16 protein-coding genes, 1 tRNA gene and 1 other RNA gene are annotated in these 18792 nt (G+C 64.0%); 12 read left to right on the top strand and 6 right to left on the bottom strand.

What is annotated here, in order from left to right; all coding sequences use genetic code 11:
- Positions 1-21: 21 nt before the first annotated feature.
- On the bottom strand, positions 22-1089 hold the full coding sequence (locus tag ABF648_RS00105; protein ID WP_415630257.1) for an adenosine deaminase: 1068 nt from the start codon (positions 1087-1089) through the stop codon (positions 22-24).
- A gap of 149 nt (positions 1090-1238) precedes the next feature.
- Between ABF648_RS00105 and ABF648_RS00100 the strand changes: the two genes are divergently transcribed.
- The 3 genes from ABF648_RS00100 (at position 1239) to ABF648_RS00090 (ending at position 3319) form a co-directional block, all read left to right on the top strand.
- Positions 1239-2285: a S1C family serine protease gene (locus tag ABF648_RS00100; protein WP_415630256.1), complete on the top strand. Its 1047-nt coding sequence runs from the start codon at positions 1239-1241 to the stop codon at positions 2283-2285.
- Between the two features lie 138 nt (positions 2286-2423).
- Positions 2424-2777 carry a hypothetical protein gene (locus ABF648_RS00095; RefSeq protein ID WP_415630255.1) on the top strand — a complete coding sequence of 118 codons (354 nt, stop codon included), beginning with the start codon at positions 2424-2426 and terminating at the stop codon, positions 2775-2777.
- Positions 2774-3319, top strand: coding sequence for a hypothetical protein (locus tag ABF648_RS00090; RefSeq protein WP_415630254.1), 546 nt, complete (start codon positions 2774-2776; stop codon positions 3317-3319). The genes ABF648_RS00095 and ABF648_RS00090 overlap by 4 nt, the downstream gene beginning before the upstream one ends.
- A gap of 34 nt (positions 3320-3353) precedes the next feature.
- Here ABF648_RS00090 and ABF648_RS00085 read toward each other — a convergent pair whose 3' ends face one another.
- Positions 3354-3854 carry a DUF1269 domain-containing protein gene (locus ABF648_RS00085; protein ID WP_415630253.1) on the bottom strand — a complete coding sequence of 167 codons (501 nt, stop codon included), beginning with the start codon at positions 3852-3854 and terminating at the stop codon, positions 3354-3356.
- 326 nt (positions 3855-4180) lie between these two features.
- Here ABF648_RS00085 and ABF648_RS00080 point away from each other — a divergent pair, with 326 nt between their 5' ends.
- Positions 4181-5794 (top strand): Mbeg1-like protein, encoded by a 1614-nt coding sequence (locus ABF648_RS00080; RefSeq protein ID WP_415630252.1) that lies wholly within the window; start codon positions 4181-4183, stop codon positions 5792-5794.
- Positions 5795-5919: 125 nt separating this feature from the next.
- Here ABF648_RS00080 and ABF648_RS00075 read toward each other — a convergent pair whose 3' ends face one another.
- Together ABF648_RS00075 and ABF648_RS00070 are read right to left on the bottom strand one after the other, a co-directional pair.
- Entirely contained in the window at positions 5920-6165 is a 246-nt protein-coding gene (locus ABF648_RS00075) for a hypothetical protein (RefSeq protein ID WP_415630251.1), read from the bottom strand.
- A 136-nt stretch (positions 6166-6301) separates the two neighbouring features.
- Positions 6302-6389, bottom strand: a tRNA-Ser gene (locus ABF648_RS00070).
- Positions 6390-6643: 254 nt separating this feature from the next.
- Between ABF648_RS00070 and ilvA the strand changes: the two genes are divergently transcribed.
- Positions 6644-7918 carry a threonine ammonia-lyase IlvA gene (ilvA, locus tag ABF648_RS00065; protein ID WP_415630250.1) on the top strand — a complete coding sequence of 425 codons (1275 nt, stop codon included), beginning with the start codon at positions 6644-6646 and terminating at the stop codon, positions 7916-7918.
- Positions 7919-7992: 74 nt separating this feature from the next.
- On the opposite strand, the gene ABF648_RS00060 is transcribed toward ilvA, so the two are convergent.
- Both ABF648_RS00060 and ffs read right to left on the bottom strand, forming a co-directional pair.
- Positions 7993-8883 (bottom strand): NlpC/P60 family protein, encoded by an 891-nt coding sequence (locus ABF648_RS00060; RefSeq protein WP_415630249.1) that lies wholly within the window; start codon positions 8881-8883, stop codon positions 7993-7995.
- A gap of 322 nt (positions 8884-9205) precedes the next feature.
- An RNA gene (ffs, locus tag ABF648_RS00055) (signal recognition particle sRNA small type) lies at positions 9206-9302 on the bottom strand.
- 208 nt (positions 9303-9510) lie between these two features.
- Here ffs and ABF648_RS00050 point away from each other — a divergent pair.
- From ABF648_RS00050 to anfK, 7 genes are all read left to right on the top strand, one after another.
- A complete protein-coding gene (locus ABF648_RS00050) occupies positions 9511-12411 on the top strand; it encodes a DNA polymerase III subunit gamma and tau (RefSeq protein WP_415630248.1) in 2901 nt (966 codons plus the stop codon).
- A gap of 145 nt (positions 12412-12556) precedes the next feature.
- Positions 12557-12850, top strand: coding sequence for a YbaB/EbfC family nucleoid-associated protein (locus ABF648_RS00045; RefSeq protein ID WP_415630247.1), 294 nt, complete (start codon positions 12557-12559; stop codon positions 12848-12850).
- 1 nt (position 12851) lies between these two features.
- On the top strand, positions 12852-13460 hold the full coding sequence (gene recR, locus ABF648_RS00040; protein ID WP_415630246.1) for a recombination mediator RecR: 609 nt from the start codon (positions 12852-12854) through the stop codon (positions 13458-13460).
- 917 nt (positions 13461-14377) lie between these two features.
- Positions 14378-15205, top strand: a complete 828-nt coding sequence (gene nifH, locus ABF648_RS00035) for a nitrogenase iron protein (protein WP_415630245.1) — start codon at positions 14378-14380, stop codon at positions 15203-15205.
- 41 nt (positions 15206-15246) lie between these two features.
- A complete protein-coding gene (gene anfD, locus ABF648_RS00030; RefSeq protein ID WP_415630244.1) occupies positions 15247-16845 on the top strand; it encodes a nitrogenase iron-iron protein, alpha chain in 1599 nt (532 codons plus the stop codon).
- A 13-nt stretch (positions 16846-16858) separates the two neighbouring features.
- A complete protein-coding gene (gene anfG, locus ABF648_RS00025) occupies positions 16859-17212 on the top strand; it encodes a Fe-only nitrogenase subunit delta (protein WP_415630243.1) in 354 nt (117 codons plus the stop codon).
- A 31-nt stretch (positions 17213-17243) separates the two neighbouring features.
- A complete protein-coding gene (gene anfK / locus ABF648_RS00020; RefSeq protein ID WP_415630242.1) occupies positions 17244-18659 on the top strand; it encodes a Fe-only nitrogenase subunit beta in 1416 nt (471 codons plus the stop codon).
- Positions 18660-18792: the final 133 nt, after the last annotated feature.

Raw genomic sequence — 18792 nt, 5'->3', positions numbered from 1 at the left:
AGCGCCTGACCACGAGGTGGCTCACGGCAGTGCTCGTTGCGGCTGTGGGCCACTTCCCGGTTCGGCGGCCAACCAGGCGTCCACCTCGGCGATCCATCTGTGCTTGTCAGCATCGGATGCGAAGGACGCCCTGATGCTGGAACGGGCCAGCTCAGCCAGCTCGGCGTCGCTGAAACCGTGCACATCGCGGGCGATGCGGTACTGGTCGTTGAGGCCTGACAGGAACAGCAGAGGATCGTCAGCACCCAGCGCGATCTGGGCGCCGGCATCCACCAGGGTGCGCAGCGGTACATCGGCGGTGTTCGGGTAGACGCCGAGGCAGACGTTGGATGCCGGATTGATCTCCAACGCGATACCCTCCGTCACGATCCGCTCAAGCAGCACCGGATCGTCGGCTGCGTGCACGCCATGGCCCAGCCTGGTGGGGTGCAGGAAGTCGATGACCCGGCGGATGTGGTGAGCGCCACGAGTCTCGCCGCCGTGCGGCACACCCGGAAGCCCCGCCCTGCGGGCGATCCTGAAGGCCGGTCCGAACGCCGCGGTGTCCCCGGAGGACTCGTCGTTGGACAGCCCGAAACCGATCACCCCGCCCGGCGCCTTCCCGGCATGGCGGGCGGCCAGCCTGGCGAGGGTGCGGGCATCCATCGGGTGACGGGTGCGCGACGCGGCGACGATGACGCCAAGCTGGATGTTCTCCTCGCGTGAGGCGATGGCGGCCTCGTCGAGCACGATCTCCAGGGCATGGATGATGCCGTCCACGTGCGGCGCGTAGCTGGTGGGGTCCACCTGGATCTCGGTGCGGCGCGAACCCTGTGCGGCGTCATTGTGCGCGGCGGCACGCACGACTGCGCGCATGGCCTGCTCGGAGACCACCGCGTGCCGGGCGATGTCGTAGCTGCGCTGGAAGCGCCACCAGCCGCGCTCGGTGAGCGGCACGCTCAGCGGATCGTCGTCAATCAGGAAGTCGGCTGTCGGTACACCCTGTTCGCGAGCCAGCCTGATGAGGGTCGGCACGTCGAGGGAGCCGGTGAAGTGCAGATGCAGATGCGCCTTGGGCAGGGTGTCGAGATCTCTGCGTCCATCGGCCATGTGCCGAGGGTAGCCACTGCAAACCGTCCGGTCCTGTCCCGGTCACGCCGGCAGTTGATAGCTTTTGAGCGACTGATTGGTCGGGCGACGACGATTTCGTGTGCGCCCCGTCCAGGAGAGGGTTGACGCAAATGTCGAAGCAGCGCACCATGCGACTCACAGCGGTTCACATCGTGGTGGGATGCCTGGTGATCGCCGTAGTGGCGGCCGCTGCCGGTGCCATGGCCAGCCGTGTCCTCGGCTCTTCCTCGTCCTCCCAGTCGTCATGCAACACCGTGCAAGTCGCGCACGACGCGCTGCCCTCGGTCGTCACCATCTATGCGACAGGCCCCAGCAGCTCGGGCTCGGGCAGCGGGGCCATCATCCGTGCCGACGGCGTGATCCTCACGAACAATCATGTTGTGGCGGAGGCCATCCCCTCTGGTTCCCTGGCTGTGTTGTTCAATGACGGCCAGCGGGTGCCCGCGTCGGTGGTGGGAACCGATCCGGTCAGTGACCTCGCAGTACTCAAGGTGGATCGCACCGGCTTGCCGATCATGAAGTTCGGCATCGGCGACCGGCTGGCTGTAGGCCAGCCCGTGGTGGCACTCGGTGCGCCCCTCGGGCTGTCGGGCAGCGTCACCTCCGGCATCATCAGCGCCTTGGGCAGAAATGTGCCAGCGCCCCGCTCCGATGGCGGCACCACGGTGCTCGTCGACGCCATCCAGACCGATGCTCCGATCAACCCGGGCAACTCTGGTGGCCCGCTGGTCACCTGCAATGGCGCGCTCGTCGGCGTGAACACGGCCATCTCCACAGTGCCTGATTCCAACGGCCAGGCAGTGGGCGGCAGCGTAGGCATCGGTTTCGCGGTGCCCTCCAGCACCGCCCAGCGGGTTTCCGACGAACTGCTGGCCAATGGAAAGGTCACCCACCCATGGGTTGGCGCCCAGGTCGCCGAGATCAGCGATGCGATGGCGTCCAGATTCGGCACCTCGACCGGTCTGTTCGTGCAGAATGTCACCGGGGGAGGGCCTGCAGACCAGGCGGGGCTGCGCGTGGGGGACATCATCACCACCCTCGACGGATCGCCCGCCAACTCCGTGTCGCTGGCCTACTTCTTCGCCTCGGCCAAGGTGGGGGACGAAGTGCACGTGCAGGTGCAGCGAGGCAGCCAACACTTCGAGACCACGGTGAAGATGGGTGAACAGCCCTGAGCCCGGATCATCCCAGATGATCCGGCAGCCACGGCCTGCTGCGCGGGTTGGCCGGTCCAGGCGGATGGACCAGCTCACACCGAACCAGGTACCCGGTTGATCGGCGTGCCCCACCCCGGCGCTTGGACGTCGACTCGCTTGGACGTCGACTCGGTACTGCTGTGCTTCCTCGCCCGCTCGATGGGCGGGCTGGTCGGCCACAGGGCACGCCAAAGCCCTGAACTGGCGGGCATCACCCGGCGAATCGTCTCGCTGGGAACTCCCTACTGGGGTTCGGAGAAGACTGTGGGCGTGCTCAGCGTAGTGAAGGCGGCCTCTTTCCTCGACGAACGTGCCGCGCAGAAACTCGCCGTCACCTGCCCCGGCGTCTACGACCTGCTACCGAGGGAGTCCTGCCTCCTCCGTCGGGGACGCTGGCAGGCAAGCTTCACGAGATCTCCGGAAACCAGTCCGAGGGGCTGTCGATCAACGAACTCTTCCATGTGCGGATGAGCACCGATGTGGCAGCGATCGGCCGCATCACCCCGGGCGCAGCAGTCCTGATGCCGCGCAGCACCCAGCCGCTGGCAGGAGGCCACGACGAGGCGGTGGGCCGTTATCTGACTGATCAGGCCTCCAGGAATGGGGTCAAGGTCATTGTCGGTACAAGGCGCTTTTCTCAGGGCCCTGTGGCCATCGATCTGCTCGAAGCACTCGGTGTCGACATTGCAGACACGGTGGTGCTCGGCCCACCAGCTCTGGCTGATCGTCGCGACTACGCTTCGAGGCGGCCCATCAAGCAGGGTTTGCGGACGAAAGCGCGTCCCGGCTGGCGAGCGGTGGTGTCCATCGGGACCACGCGCAACTCCCTCGTGGTGCTTCCGTTCGTGCTCTTGCTGCCCGCCGGATTCGACCTCGCCCCGCTCGTCGTGGTCACCCAGACTCTCGTTGAGCTCGTTGTCATGGTCATCATGGTCCGGCTCGTGTCGCGGCACATCCCGGTGCGGACTTCAGAATCTGCTCAACCGGTCGACGACGGGACCGTGTCCGCCTGATCATCCAGCAGATTCTGATACTGCGCCCGCACTACTACTCGTCATCGACGACTGGTGCCTGTTCGCCTGCGAACAGGTCAGCGACGTCCGAGTCGACAGGCGCGGTGACGACCTCGTCGGCGGACATTGCCTCGAGCACCCGCCTGGCTGCCGGGACGCCGTCGTTCGCAATCTCGAAGACGACGCACGAGTGATTCTGCTCGAGCGAGGCACTCAACTCGCCCAGCTGGTCGTTCTTGAAGCCCATGTCACGCAGACGCGTGGCGAGTACGCCGAGACCGCTGCCGGCGATCATCCCCAGCGGGCCACCGATGAGGCCGATCACACCGCCCAGGAGTGCTCCGCGGCCTGCACCCCAGTCCTTTGATTCGATGAACTTCGGAGTGCCGTCGGGACGCACGTACAGGACGGCGGTGTTGCCGATCTTCTCCGGGTGCGAGCTGACAACCGCTGCCGCTGCGCGGGTGGCTCCGTCGGGAGCGCTGAATGTGGCGGCGAGGATCTGGCGGGTCGATGTGGAAGTCGTGTTGGTCATGATGGTGTGCTCCTTCGATGTCCCGGGTGTGTTTCACCTGGCTGATTCAATGGTGTCCTTCCGGCGCCCCGCAGACATCGTCCGGAGGGTTGATCTGACGGCATCCGTTTGGAGTACGGGTGGGGCGCTCGGGAACTCTCCTGCTACTGCATTCGCGGTAGCCAGTCACGCCGAGAGAATGACGCGGGGGCGGTGGCCGGGCAACCATGATGAGAGCCACGCCCATTCGCACACACCGGGAGTACCTGCATGTTGTCCCATCACGAGATTCACCGTCACGCCACGCGCGCCGAGTGTGGTGCCGAAACCCGGCGCGGTGATGCCTGATGGCAAACATCCGCGACTACCTCCACTGGCGTGGTGATCTCACGCTGGCTGAGCGCCCATTCAACATTGTCGACAATGTCGTGTTGAGCGCACTCGCCTACATCGAGCTCGACGGCGCGGTCCCGGCGCCGGGCTGTGGAGTGATCTCGGTCAGGCAGGCTGCGGCGTGGCTGGCGTCACACGGGCCGGGCCACAGCCGAGACCGGTTGACGATCGTCGACGCCGGGTTCCTCGACGATCTCGCCAATACCGAGCGCTTCGGCAGCGCGTTGCTGGGTGATCACGTGGACGTGATCGATGACGTCGCTGGAATGCAGTTCTCCGCGCTCACGATCCAGCTCGACGATGCCACGACCTATGTCGCCTTCCGTGGAACGGACAACACGATCATGGGGTGGCGCGAAGACTTCGCGATGAGTTTTCAGGTGACCTCCGCGCAGGCCGAAGCCGTGCACTATCTCGCCGCGGTCGCGGAGCACACCGAGAGGCCACTGCGCGTCGGTGGACATTCCAAGGGTGGCAACCTCGCTGTGTATTCGGCGATGCTGTTGCCGCCGGTGCACCAGGCCAGGCTGCTCGATGTCTACACCAACGACGGGCCAGGGTTGAGCTCCGACATCGTCGATCGTGCCGGGCTTGACCGCATCGGCGACCGGCTGACGAAGGTCGTTCCCGAGTGGGCCCTCATCGGGGCGCTGTTCGAGACGGATTCGCCGACCCACATCGTGGCGAGTGATGCCCACGGTTTGCTCCAGCACCATCCGTTGAGCTGGCAGGTCGAGGGCGCGGCCCTCAGCGAGGTCAGCGCGATCTCCCGGCGCGCGGCTGCCGTCAACCTCGTGATCGACAAGTGGCTGGAGGACGCGAGCTTCGAGGACCGGAAGAGCTTTACGAATGCCCTGTTCGGTGCGCTCAGTGCGGGCGGCGCGCAGCTGACGACCGAGATCGCACGCATCGACTACGGAAGCTTCGAGTCTGTCCTCGTGGCACTCGGGCATTCAAGGACCCAGACCAAGGGGCCTGCCCTCGTGGGGCTGCGTGTGGCCGCGCGCCTCATCGCTGCGGTGGACTACCGCGCGCTGCTCCGTGAGAATCGCACGATCATGAGTATCGGTTTCGTGTTCCTCGGAATCTTCTTCATGGCGGTTCCGTCACTCGCCGTTCAGCTCGTCGGGTCCTGTGCCGTCTTCGTCCTCGCGGTGTGGGGCACGGTCCGCGCGAGCCGATTCATCTCGCGCTTCCGGGTGGTTCACAGGATCGGCTGGTGGTTCGTCATCGCCCAGGCCCTGATGCTCGGGCTGCTGTTCGCCACCATTCCTCGCCTGGACATCCTCGTCATGCCGACGAATCTGCTGCTCGGCTTCGCCTTCCTCGCCCACGCATGGGGCCGGATGCGGCGCGCCTTCCGCGCGCTGCAGAGGCGTCGACGTCAGCCTGTGCGCGGCACCATGCTGTTCCTCAGCGGAATCGCTGCCACGCTCTTCGGGATTGTGGCGCTCACCACTGCCGGTCACGTGCTGCCGACCTTCGTCCTGCAGGCCGGCGCCTATCTCGTCGTTGTCGGAACCGTCGAGATCTTCGTCACCATGCGAGATCTGGCGTACGTGGTCTGAGAGGTGTGGTGACGGCGCACCACGTCGAACCCGACCCGAGCCGATCGGCGAGTCCGACACCCCGAGGCATCCTGCGCAGCGGGTTCGCTGACACGAACTTCCGGATGAGCACCTCCAGGTACCCGTTAGCGGCTGGATCGCGCCACCATCTGTTCCGCGATCCACCGCGCGGTGTCCCGGGTGCACACGCCTGGCTCGCTGAAACTGACCGCGAAGACATTGGTGATCTCGGTGAGTTGCGGCACACCCTGGAGCGACAGGATGGCGTCCACCTCATCTGCGTACTCGTCACGAGCTGCACCCCGGGCGACGAGTCCTGCTGGGTCCGCTTCGGCGAGAATTCTGATCAGCTCGTCTCGTGCAATGGCCATGACCTCGAGCCTATGGCCCGGATCGCTCTCCGACATCATGTGCACGGCTCCGTCGGTGTCCGGTGCAGCAGAGGGGTGCCAGGCAGGGACGTGCAAGAGCCACCACATTCCCGGAGAGCCAGGACCGTGGGGGCTGTGGCGGAGGATACGAGATTCGAACTCGTGAGGGCGTGAACCCAACCCGCTTTCCAAGCGAGCGCCATAGGCCTCTAGGCGAATCCTCCGCCGGACAGGCTATCAGGAGGGGCCGTGCTGCCACGAATCGCCGAAACAGGTAATCCTCGGCGAGCCCATGGGCACATGTCCGGCTCGCTGAAAGTGGGCGCGCGCTCGGCCTCAACGCCGACGAATCGAGAGGTGCACGTCACCTTCTCTGTGGTTGCACCAGGGTCGTCCCAGCGGGGAGCCTGGGCTGAGGGTGCCGCTGCTCCACAAAGAACAAGTGGCTCCCGGCCTGTCGAACAGTCACAATGTGACCGTGACCGAAGCCATCGTGCAGGAACTGGCAGAACTCGTCGACAAAGCAGCTGAAGTCGTCACCGGCGTTGCCAGGGTGACACCCCTGCAGTTCAACGAACGACTGTCGACGGCCACCGGTTGCCGCGTCTGGGTCAAGCGGGAAGATCTCCAACCGGTGCGCTCCTACAAGCTGCGCGGTGCCTTCAACTTCATGAGTCACCTCACCGAGGACCAGCGGCTCAAGGGTGTTGTCTGCGCCTCGGCCGGAAACCACGGCCAGGGCGTCGCGTGGTCCTGTACGCGGCTGGGCATCCACGGTACGGTCTGCGTCCCGTCGACCACGCCCCGCCAGAAACGTGAGCGCATCCAATTCTTCGGCAAGGGCAATGTGGATCTTGTCGTCAGCGGCGACTCCTACGACAAGGCCCGCGAGATCTCGCTCGAGTTCGCATCACGCACCGGGGCAGCCAGTGTGCCCGCCTTCGATGCCCCTCTGACCGCGGCGGGCCAGGGCACCGTTGCTCGCGAGATCGTCGATGAACTCGGCCACACTCCCGATGTCCTGGTTGTGCCGGTGGGCGGGGCCGGGCTGCTGTCCGGCTGCGGATCGTGGCTGCGCGCCCACCACCCGCAGACCAGGATCGTCGCGGTGGAACCTGCCGGTGCCACGAGCCTTGCATCTGCGCTCGCCGAGGGACATCCGGTGAAACTGGACACCATGGACACCTTCGTGGACGGCGCTGCGGTGGCCAGGATCGGTGACTTCACGTGCAGCATTGCGGCAGCGCTGAAACCGGAACTGATGAGCGTGGCCGAGGGACAGGTCTGCCAGGAGATGCTGGACATGTACCAGGTGGACGGCATCATCGCCGAGCCCGCGGGCGCCTTGGCCGCAGCGGCGCTGAGCACCCGGCCGGGGGACAGTTCCCTGAGAGTGGATCCCGACACCGATGTGGTGGTCGTTCTCAGCGGCGGCAACAACGATGTCTCCCGCTATCCGGAGGTCATTGAGCGTGCAGCGGTGCACGAAGGCCGCCGTCGCTACTTCCTGGTGAACTTCCCCCAGGAACCCGGTGCTCTTCGCCGCTTCCTCAATGACGTGCTCGGCCCCGACGACGACATCATCGTCTTCGAGTACACCAAGCACTCCGACAGGGAGACCGGCCCCGCGCTGGTGGGCATTGAGCTGGGGGAGCCGGCAAGCTATCCGGCCTTGTGGGCGCGGATGCAGGCCTCACCGCTCGATGTCGAGGTTCTCGAGCCGGACACCGCCATCTACCGGATGCTGGTGTGAGCAGGCGTCCGTTGTTCCGGATGTGAGGACTGGCCGCTGGAGGACAAGTTCTCGGCCTGAGCTGTTTCGCGGCCTCAGGAAATTGGCTGCGGCCGTGTTGCGTGGCTTGGCGTGCCCCAGACCGGCTCAAGCTTGACTGTCTGCCCGGTGGTCGGGGCAGCGAACATCGTGCCGGAGCCCACGTACATCCCGACGTGATAGAGGCTGTCGTCGGCTCCCCAGAACAACAGATCCCCGGGGCGCAGTGCCGTCATGGCCACCTCGTGTGATTTCGTGGCGTCGTACTGCTGCTGAGCGGTGCGTGGCAGCACGACAGCATGATTGCTGCCGGCGTAGACCATGTAGCGCACCAGCGACGAGCATTCGAAGCCCCTGATGTGGGCACCACTGCCGTTCGGGTCATCCGGGTCATCGACTCCGTAGGAGGGGCCGGTGAGATCGCCACCACCCCATGAATAGGGCGTCCCGAGGACCTGCTGGCCGGCTCTCAGAGTGTCGGCGATGGCGCCGCCACCGGTGACGGTGAGTCCGCCGTGTGCATCTGGTTCTGCGGGGCATTCCTCGCCGGGAGCCGCTGGAGCGGGCACCGTTGGAAGATTCCACTTCAACCAGGTGAGGGGGTTGATGTTGTGGGCTCCCGTGAATTGGTCTCCTCCGGCCCAGGCCTCGAGCCACAACCCGGAGCCGGAACCACTGGACGCAACAGCGCCGATCTGCTGACCGGCGTGCACGCTGTCCCCGGGCTTCACCGTGATGGACCCTGCGTCGAGGCTTCCCAGGACGACCGATGCATCGATGCCCGCCATGGAGTCGATCACCACCCAGTCCGTGAAGGACTTGCCCTCCACCTGCCCGGCCCGGACCACCCGACCGGGAATCGGGGAGTAGACGGCCGTGCCCGGCATCGTCTGAAGAGTGATGCCGTTGCCGTCGTAGCTGCTCACCGCCGAATATGTGCTTGTCACGAGGGGATACTGGGGTTCAGGTGACACACGTGTCGTGAGCGATCCTGTGTAATGGCGTGCCCGCAGGCAGCGCTGTCAGGTGGCGGTGGAGTGGACCGAGACGCGACGCCTGCCGTGGTCATTGCGATGGTGAACAGCACGACGACGGCGGCACACACTGCATTCGCGAGCGGGCCCTCCATGCGTGCCAGGGACCCGCCAGGACGGTGCGGCCGCCTGCCAGTCATGTGGATGCTTCCTGTCCTGACGTCAGCGTCGGACTGGGACTGTGGGCGTCATGGGTGATGAGTCAAGTGTCCGGAGCCGAGACACGGCCGTGAACAAAGGCGGCCCCCCGCGCACCCGGAAGAGCTCACTTACCCTTGCTGCCTTCCGACCCTGGGGGAGTTGGGCGAGGTACCGCCGCGCGGAGGACCTTTGCCCAGTGTATCCGGGAGGAGACCTGGCGCGGCAAGTCAGGCCTGCTGGCGCCAACTTCTTGACGACCCGGTCTGTGCAGGCTCCAACGCTCGATGGCCATTTTCGGCCCATGACCGGCCAGAGAGACCATCGAGGGGGAGTTTTCGTACGGTTCGGCGAGGGTGGCCACTGCCTCTCATTCTTGTCAGTGCTCACGCATAGTCTGTGATGGTGGATGTTGATGGACAGGGCGAGGTCGAAGAGCCTGACGACTACTACGAGCAGGATGGCCCGAGCCTGTTCGAGGGCGATGCCGCTCCGGTGCTGAACGCGCCCCCCGCCACCCGGACCAAGCCCAGGCCGACGAGTTCAGTACCCGCGCAGCCAGAATCTGCCAGCGTGGAGCAGGTCCCAGTGCAGGAACCGCCGCAGGAAGAAACCGTTCCAGAACCATTCGAACCGGCAGACAGCTCCAGCCCTGGGCCGAATCAGGCGCCGAACACTGAGTTGCCCACCGACTCCGGCGGCGACGATGCCGCCCAGAATCCGCTTGCTCTGTATCGCCGCTATCGCCCGGAGACCTTCGAGCAGGTGATCGGGCAGGAACACGTCACCATCCCTTTGCAGCGGGCGATCGCGAACAATCGAGTGAACCACGCCTATCTGTTCAGTGGCCCGCGCGGCTGCGGCAAGACAACCTGCGCCCGCATCCTGGCGCGGTGCCTCAACTGCGAGAAGGGCCCTACCCCCACCCCCTGCGGGCACTGCCGCAGCTGCCGCGAACTCGCCACCGGCGGGTCGGGCAGTATCGACGTCATCGAGATCGACGCCGCCTCGCACGGCCGTGTCGACGACGCCAGAGAGCTGCGTGAGGGCGTCTACTTCGCCCCGGCCTATTCGCGGTTCAAGGTGTACATCATCGACGAGGCGCACATGGTCACCAAGGAGGGCTTCAACGCCCTGCTCAAGGTGGTCGAGGAGCCCCCGCCTCATGTGAAGTTCATCTTCGCGACCACCGAGCCCGACAAGGTGATCGGTACGATCCGCTCGCGGACCCACCACTATCCCTTCCGGCTCGTGCCTCCGAAGGTGCTCGGCAGCTACCTCGACGACATCTGCCACAGGGAAAATGTCCAGGTGGATCCTGGAGTGCTTCCCCTTGTGGTCCGCGCCGGGGCAGGGTCGGTGCGAGACTCGCTGTCTGTGCTTGACCAGCTGCTCGGAGCCGCTGGCAGTAGTGGCGTCAGCTATGCCCAGGCCACCGCTCTGCTGGGTTTCACCCCCGAGGCTTTGCTCGATGAAATGGTCGACGCGGTGGCTGCCGGCGATGCCAAGGGTGTTTTCTCCACCATCGACAAGGTCATAGAGACGGGTCAGGAGCCGCGTCGTTTCGCCGAAGATCTGCTGCAGCGACTCCGTGACCTGGTGATCGTGGCCCAAGTGCCCGACGCGGTCAGCTCCGGGCTCATCGATATTCCGGTTGACCAGGCGGAACGCTTCGAACGTCAGGCCGCAGGTCTGGGTGCCGGTGAACTCACCAGAGCGGCCGAAGTCATCGCCAAGGGCCTCACCCAGATGCGCGGCACCACCGCGCCCCGCCTCCATCTGGAACTCATGTGCGCCCGCGTGCTGCTGCCCGGCGCCGATGCAGGCGAACGCGGGGTGCACGCCCGGCTGGACCGTGTCGAACGTCGGGTCGGGATGACTGGCCCAGGCACGTCCCCGCTGCCGGACCCGGGTGTTCTTCCTGCCCGGGGAGCCCCATCGGCCCTGGATGGTGGGGGAAGCGCCGGTGCGAACTCTGGCGCAGAGTCCGCCGGTGCCGCTCCCGGCGCTGCGCCCTTCGCCGGGCCGGAGTCCTCTGGCACACCGACATCCTTCACAGCGTCGTTGCAGGAGCCCGCTGATTCCGCGGCGCAGGACGTCTCGCCGATGTCTCGCACCCAGCGGTCAGCTGCCCCGGGCCAACCTGCGCGGCCGGTGGAAGATCTCGGCGCCAGGGGCGACGAAACCGCTGCAGGGAACAAGCCACGGGACCCCATGCCTGCTGCCCAGTCGGCACCTTCGGATGCTCCGCAGCAACAACGGCCAGCCCATCCTGCTGAGCAGACTCCAGCTCCGAACAGCCAGACGGGTGCCGATCAGATGTCCGGCAGTGGACCCATCCCCACTGCTGGTGCTCCCGGGCATCTCGGCACAGCCGATGTCAGGCGCCTGTGGCCCGATGTCCTCACGGCGGTCAAGTCCCATCGCCGTTTCGCGTGGATTCTGCTGAGCCAGAACTCCCAGGTTCTCGATGCGGATGCCACCGGTCTCACCCTGGCGTTCAACTCCGCGGGTGCTCGGGACAGCTTCCGGTCCAGCCGGTGTGATGCCTTGTTGCGCGAATGTCTCGTCGAGGTGATCGGCGCCGATCTGCAGGTCAATGCCATCGTCGAGGGCAGCGCGGTGGTCGAGCAGGGTCAGCGAGAGACGCCCCACCAGCGTCCGGCCGCGCGAGCTGGTGGCGTTGCTGCACCTGGCCAGCCACTCGCCTCGGCACAGTCCCATCGGCCCCAGCCGCGAGGGCACAATTCCGAACCGTCCCACCATTCCGGTCCTTCACGCCGGGGCCATGGCTCCGAACCGGACGAAGGTGAACCCCAGCGAGGCGCAGGGCAGGCCGAGCAAGGCCGGATTTCCGTGAACCCTCGTCTCGCGCAGCCGCCCAGCGTCCAAGAATTCGGCGCTGGGCAACCGGAACCAGGTGCGGGGCCAGTGGGGCGGGGCTCTGCACCGGCATACCAGCACTCCGGGCAGTCACCCCGCCAAGAACCCGACAGGGATTTCGCCCAGCAGCCTGGGACCGGACGCGAGCAGTCCCGACACCAGGAACCCGGGCAGCGTGGAGGTGCACACCAGTCAGGGCAGCGCCGGCCCGGGCCCGCACAGGAGCCGCCGCCCGAGCAATACTCCGGACAGGACGCCGCTACCTCTTTCGGCCCCGCGGCGGAGGGCACCGCCGCTGTCGATCCGGGGGACATGCCGAGCATGGACGACCCTTCGGTCGATGAATCAGACATGTCGGCAACCCAACTGGTCATCGATGAGCTGGATGCCGAAGTCATTGCCGAGGAAGAACTCGGCTGAGCCTCCTCAGCCGGCCGAGCCGGAAAATCCTGCCTCAGGGTTGAGTGGCTCCGTGGGGTGACCACGTACCATGGCCAGGATGGTTGTGCCCGCACGCGCAACACCGTGATCCATCTCGAAAGGCAGTTCGATGTTCCCTGAAGGCATGGACATGAATGCTCTGCTGCAACAGGCGCAGCAGGTGCAGGCTCAACTCCAGCAGGCTCAGAAGGATCTTGAGGCCACTGAGTTCAAGGGCAGCGCCGGTGGCGGTCTTGTCGAGGCCACCGTGAAGGGCAGCGGCGAACTCGTTGGCCTGGTCATCAAACCCGAGGCCATCGACCCCGAAGACCTCGAGGGCCTCGCGGATGTCGTGCTCGCTGCAGTGCGCGACGCGTCCGCCCAGGCCACCTCCCATGCCCAGACCGTGATGCCGAACCTGGGATCGCTGGGTCTGTGACGTGTATGACGGACCCGTCCAGGACCTGATCGACGAGCTGGGCAGGCTGCCGGGCATCGGGCCCAAGAGCGCCCAGCGCATTGCCTTCTGGCTTCTCGACCAGCCGCAGGCCGATGTCGAGCGGCTCGCCCAGGTGCTCAGCACGGTGAAGGCCAACACCCATCTGTGCTCGGTCTGCTTCAATGTCACCGATTCCGATCCGTGCCGAATCTGCCGGGACCCTCGCCGCGACCACGGCTCCATATGTGTCGTGGAGGAGTCCAAGGATGTCATCGCCATCGAGCGGACGCGTGAATTCCGTGGCCTCTACCACGTCCTGGGTGGCTCGATCAGTCCCATCGACGGTCGTGGCCCCGGCGATCTTCGTATCGCCGAGCTGGTGCGACGGCTGTCGGACCCTCAGGTCACCGAGGTCATTCTGGCCACCGATCCCAATCTTGAAGGGGATGCGACAGCCACCTACATCGCCCGGCTGCTCGCCGACACCCCCGGCATCCGGATCAGCCGGCTCGCCTCCGGTCTGCCTGTGGGCGGCGACCTCGAGTACGCCGACGAGGTGACTCTCGGGCGTGCCTTCAGCGGCCGGCGCTATGTCGACAAGACCGCCTGAGCGGTGGGGTCGGCAGGGCCGGCATGTGAGTCGGAATCAGTCCCTCGACGCCGATTTTCAGGAATCTCTGTGCACATCGAACGGCGAGGTGACGGCCGTGTAACAGCGGAGGGCGTCCCGCAGATATCTCCGCTTGTGCGGTGCCTGATCTCTAAACTATTTCGTAGATGCGGACGCTCACGCGTTTCAGAACCGCATCTGCGGAGTTACCGTTAAGTTACTTTGGTCGTACCAATCTTCCATTCGAGACATCGGACGCCTAACGTTCTGTGTCGAGGGGGGACAACAGGCCAACCGGCCCAGTCCTCGCACCGAACCGCTCGATCGGGGTTCGGGCCCCTGCGGTACGGCCGGATGATTGCAAGATCTGGTCCCGCGTTCTGATCCGGAGGGTCGACACCCCGGGCAGAGCCAAAAGAGCACGCTGACCCGGTGCGGCACTCCATCCAGGAGCCCGCACAGCAACACAAGCAACTGTTCTGTATTTCTCAGCACAGCTCATATTCAGATCGAACTCCGGGACCACAGGTCTCAGCATCACGCACCATGTGATGCTGCACCACGGAATTCCTTCCAGATCGCCTGAACACGAGGCGATTCTTGGGAAATTCAAGTGATGTATGCCATCCGTGTGGACGGTTGCGCCCTTTTCAGGGTTTCCGCTCCTCGGAAGACGCCGGTGAATCGCGACATTTTCGGTTATTCCGAATGGATCCAGAAATCCTGGATCAGTACAAAAACCCTCGCGGATCCACCAGTAGGCGCTGGCTCGGAGTTGCAGTACGCAGGCCTACCTGCGGCACAACCCAAAGAGCACAACTCAACACAAATCGGGCGGAATTGTCACCGCATGAACCGAGAAGACAACTCCTCGGTGGTGGCCCGCCATCAACCAGCACATCGTGGAGGAAAACAGCATGACCAGGAAGATTGCTTTTTACGGCAAGGGCGGCATCGGCAAGTCCACGACCCAGCAGAACACCGCTGCGGCCATGACTCACTTCTACGACAAGAACGTGTTCATCCACGGCTGCGACCCCAAGGCTGATTCCACCCGCCTCATCCTCAACGGCAAGCCCCAGGAGACCCTGATGGACGTGCTCCGCCAGGAAGGCGCCGAGAAGGTCACCAAGGAGAAGGTCATCAAGACCGGTTACAACGGCATTCAGTGCGTTGAGTCCGGTGGCCCTGAGCCAGGCGTCGGTTGCGCCGGCCGTGGAGTCATCACCGCCATCGACCTGATGGAGAAGAACAAGGCCTACACCGACGACCTGGACTTCGTCTTCTTCGACGTCCTCGGCGACGTTGTCTGTGGCGGTTTCGCCATGCCCATCCGTGACGGCAAGGCCCAGGAGGTTTACATCGTCGCGTCCGGCGAGATGATGGCCATCTACGCCGCCAACAACATCTGCAAGGGCCTGCTCAAGTACGCCAAGCAGAGCGGTGTGCGTCTCGGCGGCATCGTCTGCAATTCCCGCAAGGTCGACCGCGAGCAGGAATTCCTCGAGGAGTTCACTGCTGCCATCGGCACCAAGATGATCCACTTCGTACCCCGCGACAATGTGGTGCAGAAGGCTGAGTTCAACAAGAAGACCGTTGTCGAATACGACGACCAGGAGAACCAGGCCAAGGAATACGGCGAATTGGCTCGCAAGATCATTGAGAACGAGGACTTCGTCGTTCCGCATCCCCTCTCCATGGATGCTCTGGAGGCAATGGTTGTCAAGTACGGCATTGCCGACTAATTCGACCGACCTCGTAATCCACCAGAAATGAGGATCTGATCATGCCTTACCATCTTTTCAAGTGCAGCGAATCAATTCCTGAGCGTGAACATCACGCGGTCATTAAGGGTGAGAACGACGACCTCACCGACGCCCTTCCGCTCGGTTATCTCAACACCATTCCGGGAACCCTGTCAGAGCGTGGTTGCGCTTATTGCGGCGCCAAGCACGTGATCGGTACGCCGATGAAGGATGTCATCCACCTGAGCCACGGCCCGGTTGGTTGCACATATGACACCTGGCAGACCAAGCGCTACATCAGTGACAACAACGACTTCCAGTTGCATTACACCTTCGCCACCGACATGAAGGAACAGCATGTCGTGTTCGGTGCCGAGGATCGGCTGCGCAACTCCGTCAAGGAAGCCTTTGCCGCATTCCCAGACATCAAACGGATGACCATCTACCAGACCTGCGCGTCGGCACTCATCGGTGACGACATCGAGGCCTTGGCCAATGAGATCATGGAGGAGATGCCGGACGTCGACATCTTCGTCTGCAACTCACCTGGTTTTGGCGGCCCCTCTCAGTCCGGCGGTCACCACAAGATCAACATCGCCTGGGTCAACAACAAGGTCGGCACCGTCGAGCCCGAGATCAAGAGCGACTACGTCATCAACTACGTGGGTGAGTACAACATTCAGGGCGACCAGATCGTCATGAGTGACTACTTCAAGCGCATGGGCATTCAGGTGCTGTCGACCTTCACGGGCAACGGTTCCTACGATGATCTTCGCGCTATGCACAAGGCGAAGCTCAACGTCTTGGAGTGCGCCCGTTCCGCGGAGTACATCTGCAACGAGCTGCGCGTTCGCTACGGAATCCCCCGCCTGGACATCGACGGTTTCGGTTTCGAGCCGTTGTCCACCTCGCTGCGCAAGATTGGCCTGTTCTTCGGCATCGAGGACCGCGCAGAGGCCATCATCAAGAAGGAGCGGGACCGCTGGCAGCCCGAGCTGGACTGGTACAAGGCTCGGCTCACCGGCAAGAAGGTCTGCCTGTGGCCCGGTGGTTCCAAGTTGTGGCACTGGGCCAACGCCATTCACGAGGAGATGGGCGTCGAAGTCGCCTCGGTGTACACCAAGTTCGGTCACCAGGGCGACATGGAGAAGGGCATTTCCCGTTGCGAGGCGGGTGCTCTGGCGATCGATGACCCGAACGAGCTCGAGGGCGTCGAGGCCATGGAGGACATCCAGCCCGATTGCATCTTCACCGGCAAGCGTCCTGGTGAGGTTGCCAAGAAGATGCGCGTTCCCTACCTGAACGCTCATGCCTACCACAACGGTCCCTGGAAGGGCTTCGAGGGCTGGGTGCGCTTCGCGCGCGACGTCTACGATGCGATCTACTCCCCGATCCATGAGCTCTCCCTGCTGGACATCAGCAAGGACGAGATCCCCACGGACAAGGGCTTCATGACACGGCAGATGCTGTCCGATGTCGACCTTCCCGACGAGGTGCGCAATGACCCGACGCTGCACCCCTACACCGGTTCATTCGACTCCGTGACTCCGTTGCTGAGCCGCGAGTACCCCGAAATGGTCCTGACCGAACCTGCTGAGACGGCTGAGAAGTCGGCTGAAGCAGACGAAGTCGTGGCCTGAGAGAGATACAGACATGACTGACGAAGAGTGCCAGGAGCACATGGCCGAGCTTCTCGACCACATCATGAAGAAATGCCTGTGGCAGTTCCACTCCAGGGCATGGGACCGCGAGCGCCAGAACGAGAACATCCTGGACATGACCACCAAGTTGTTGTGCAACCAAGAGGTGGACCTCAGCACTCCGGAACAGCGCTGCTACTACGCGGATGCCGATGAGCTCGCGCGGGCCTATCACAACGAGTTCTCATGGATTGCCGATCTGGGCAACGAGGAGATCCAGCAAGTGATGAAGGCACTGCACGAGGAACTCGACCGCCAGACGATCACCGAATCGCTCAACGCGGAACTCACCGAGACCCTCTACTAGCCCGCCACCACGAACACGAACGGAGATAACCATGGATACCGATACGGCTACGCCGACGGATTCGTGTCAACTGGTTGAGAAAGAACGTTCCGGGGTCATCAACCCCATCTTTACCTGCCAGCCTGCAGGTGCCCAGTACGCAAGCATCGGCGTCAAGGATTGCCTTGGGCTGGTGCACGGCGGTCAGGGCTGCGTGATGTTCGTCCGGCTCATGTTCTCCCAGCATTTCAAGGAGAGCTTTGAGCTGGCGTCCACCTCGCTCCACGAGGATGGCGCTGTGTTCGGAGCCCTCAACCGGGTTGAAGAAGGCGTCGATGTCCTGCTCAGCAGGTACCCCGACGTCAAGGTGGTGCCGATCATCTCGACCTGCTCCACCGAGGTGATCGGCGACGACATCGATGGTGTCGTCAACAAGCTGGAGGAGGGCCTTCTCAAGGAGAAGTTCCCCGACCGCGAGATCCACCTGATCCCGATCCACACGCCGAGCTTCGTCGGTAGCATGATCACCGGCTACGACCTGACGGTCGAGGAATTCGTCAAGCACTTCGCGACGAAGACTGAGCCCAGCGACAAGATCAACCTCATCACCGGATGGGTCAACCCGGGTGATGTCACCGCGCTCAAGCATCTGCTGGCCGAGATGGACATCGACGCCAATGTGCTGTTCGAGATCGAGAGCTTCGACGCCCCACTGATGCCTTCGGGCAATCACGTGGCCCACGGCGAGACGACGATCGACGACCTGCGCGACACCGCCAATGCCAAGGGCACCATCGCCCTGAACCGCTACGAGGGCGGCAAGGCTGCTCAGTACCTTGAGGACGAATTCGACGTTCCGGCGATCATCGGGCCCACCCCGATCGGCATCCGCAACACCGACACCTTCCTCAAGAACCTCAGCACGATGACCGGTAAGCCGATTCCGGAGTCCTTGGTGGAGGAGCGGGGTGTGGCTCTCGATGCCCTCACCGATCTCACCCACATGTTCTTCGCGGACAAGAGGGTTGCCATCTACGGCAACCCAGACCAGGTGATCGGCCTTGCTGAGTTCTGCATCGACCTCGAAATGAAGCCGGTGCTGCTGCTGCTCGGTGATGACAATTCCAGTTACGCCGACGATCCCCGGATCAAGGCTCTGCAGGAGAATGTCGAATTCGGCATGGAGATCGTCACCAATGCCGACCTGTGGGACCTGGAGAACCGGATCAAGAACGAGGGGCTGGAACTCGACCTCATTCTCGGTCATTCCAAGGGACGCTTCATCTCCATCGAGGAGAAGATCCCGATGGTGCGGGTGAGCTTCCCGGTCTACGACCGCGCCGGACCATACCGGCACCCCCTTGTCGGCTACGCCGGCGCCATTCACCTGGCTGAGGAAATGGCGAACGCGCTGTTCACCGACATGGAGTACAAGAAGAGCAAGGAGTGGCTGCTCAACGTCTGGTGACGTTGATCGCAGACATTGCTCAATCGTGTGGCGCCCGCGGCTCCCTGGCCTAGCGGGGGCGGCGCGCGCCCCCACCGACGGCCCCGCCGAACCCCCCGGCAAACGGCGGAGAAGGGGGTGGGGGGCCAGCATC

This window comes from Propionibacterium sp., from assembly GCF_047719395.1.
In the GTDB taxonomy this organism is placed as follows: Bacteria; Actinomycetota; Actinomycetes; order Propionibacteriales; family Propionibacteriaceae; genus Propionibacterium.
This window is presented reverse-complemented; position numbering and strand designations above follow the sequence as displayed.

Bases quoted from the DNA above. Each gene is read 5' to 3' on its own strand.
- ABF648_RS00105 (WP_415630257.1), bottom strand. From the start codon at position 1,089: ATGGCCGATGGACGCAGAGATCTCGACACCCTGCCCAAGGCGCATCTG.
- ABF648_RS00100 (WP_415630256.1), top strand. From the start codon at position 1,239: ATGCGACTCACAGCGGTTCACATCGTGGTGGGATGCCTGGTGATCGCC.
- ABF648_RS00090 (WP_415630254.1), top strand. From the start codon at position 2,774: ATGAGCACCGATGTGGCAGCGATCGGCCGCATCACCCCGGGCGCAGCA.
- ABF648_RS00085 (WP_415630253.1), bottom strand. From the start codon at position 3,854: ATGACCAACACGACTTCCACATCGACCCGCCAGATCCTCGCCGCCACA.
- ABF648_RS00080 (WP_415630252.1), top strand. From the start codon at position 4,181: ATGGCAAACATCCGCGACTACCTCCACTGGCGTGGTGATCTCACGCTG.
- ABF648_RS00075 (WP_415630251.1), bottom strand. From the start codon at position 6,165: ATGGCCATTGCACGAGACGAGCTGATCAGAATTCTCGCCGAAGCGGAC.
- ABF648_RS00050 (WP_415630248.1), top strand. From the start codon at position 9,511: ATGGTGGATGTTGATGGACAGGGCGAGGTCGAAGAGCCTGACGACTAC.
- ABF648_RS00045 (WP_415630247.1), top strand. From the start codon at position 12,557: ATGGACATGAATGCTCTGCTGCAACAGGCGCAGCAGGTGCAGGCTCAA.
- nifH (WP_415630245.1), top strand. From the start codon at position 14,378: ATGACCAGGAAGATTGCTTTTTACGGCAAGGGCGGCATCGGCAAGTCC.
- anfD (WP_415630244.1), top strand. From the start codon at position 15,247: ATGCCTTACCATCTTTTCAAGTGCAGCGAATCAATTCCTGAGCGTGAA.
- anfG (WP_415630243.1), top strand. From the start codon at position 16,859: ATGACTGACGAAGAGTGCCAGGAGCACATGGCCGAGCTTCTCGACCAC.
- anfK (WP_415630242.1), top strand. From the start codon at position 17,244: ATGGATACCGATACGGCTACGCCGACGGATTCGTGTCAACTGGTTGAG.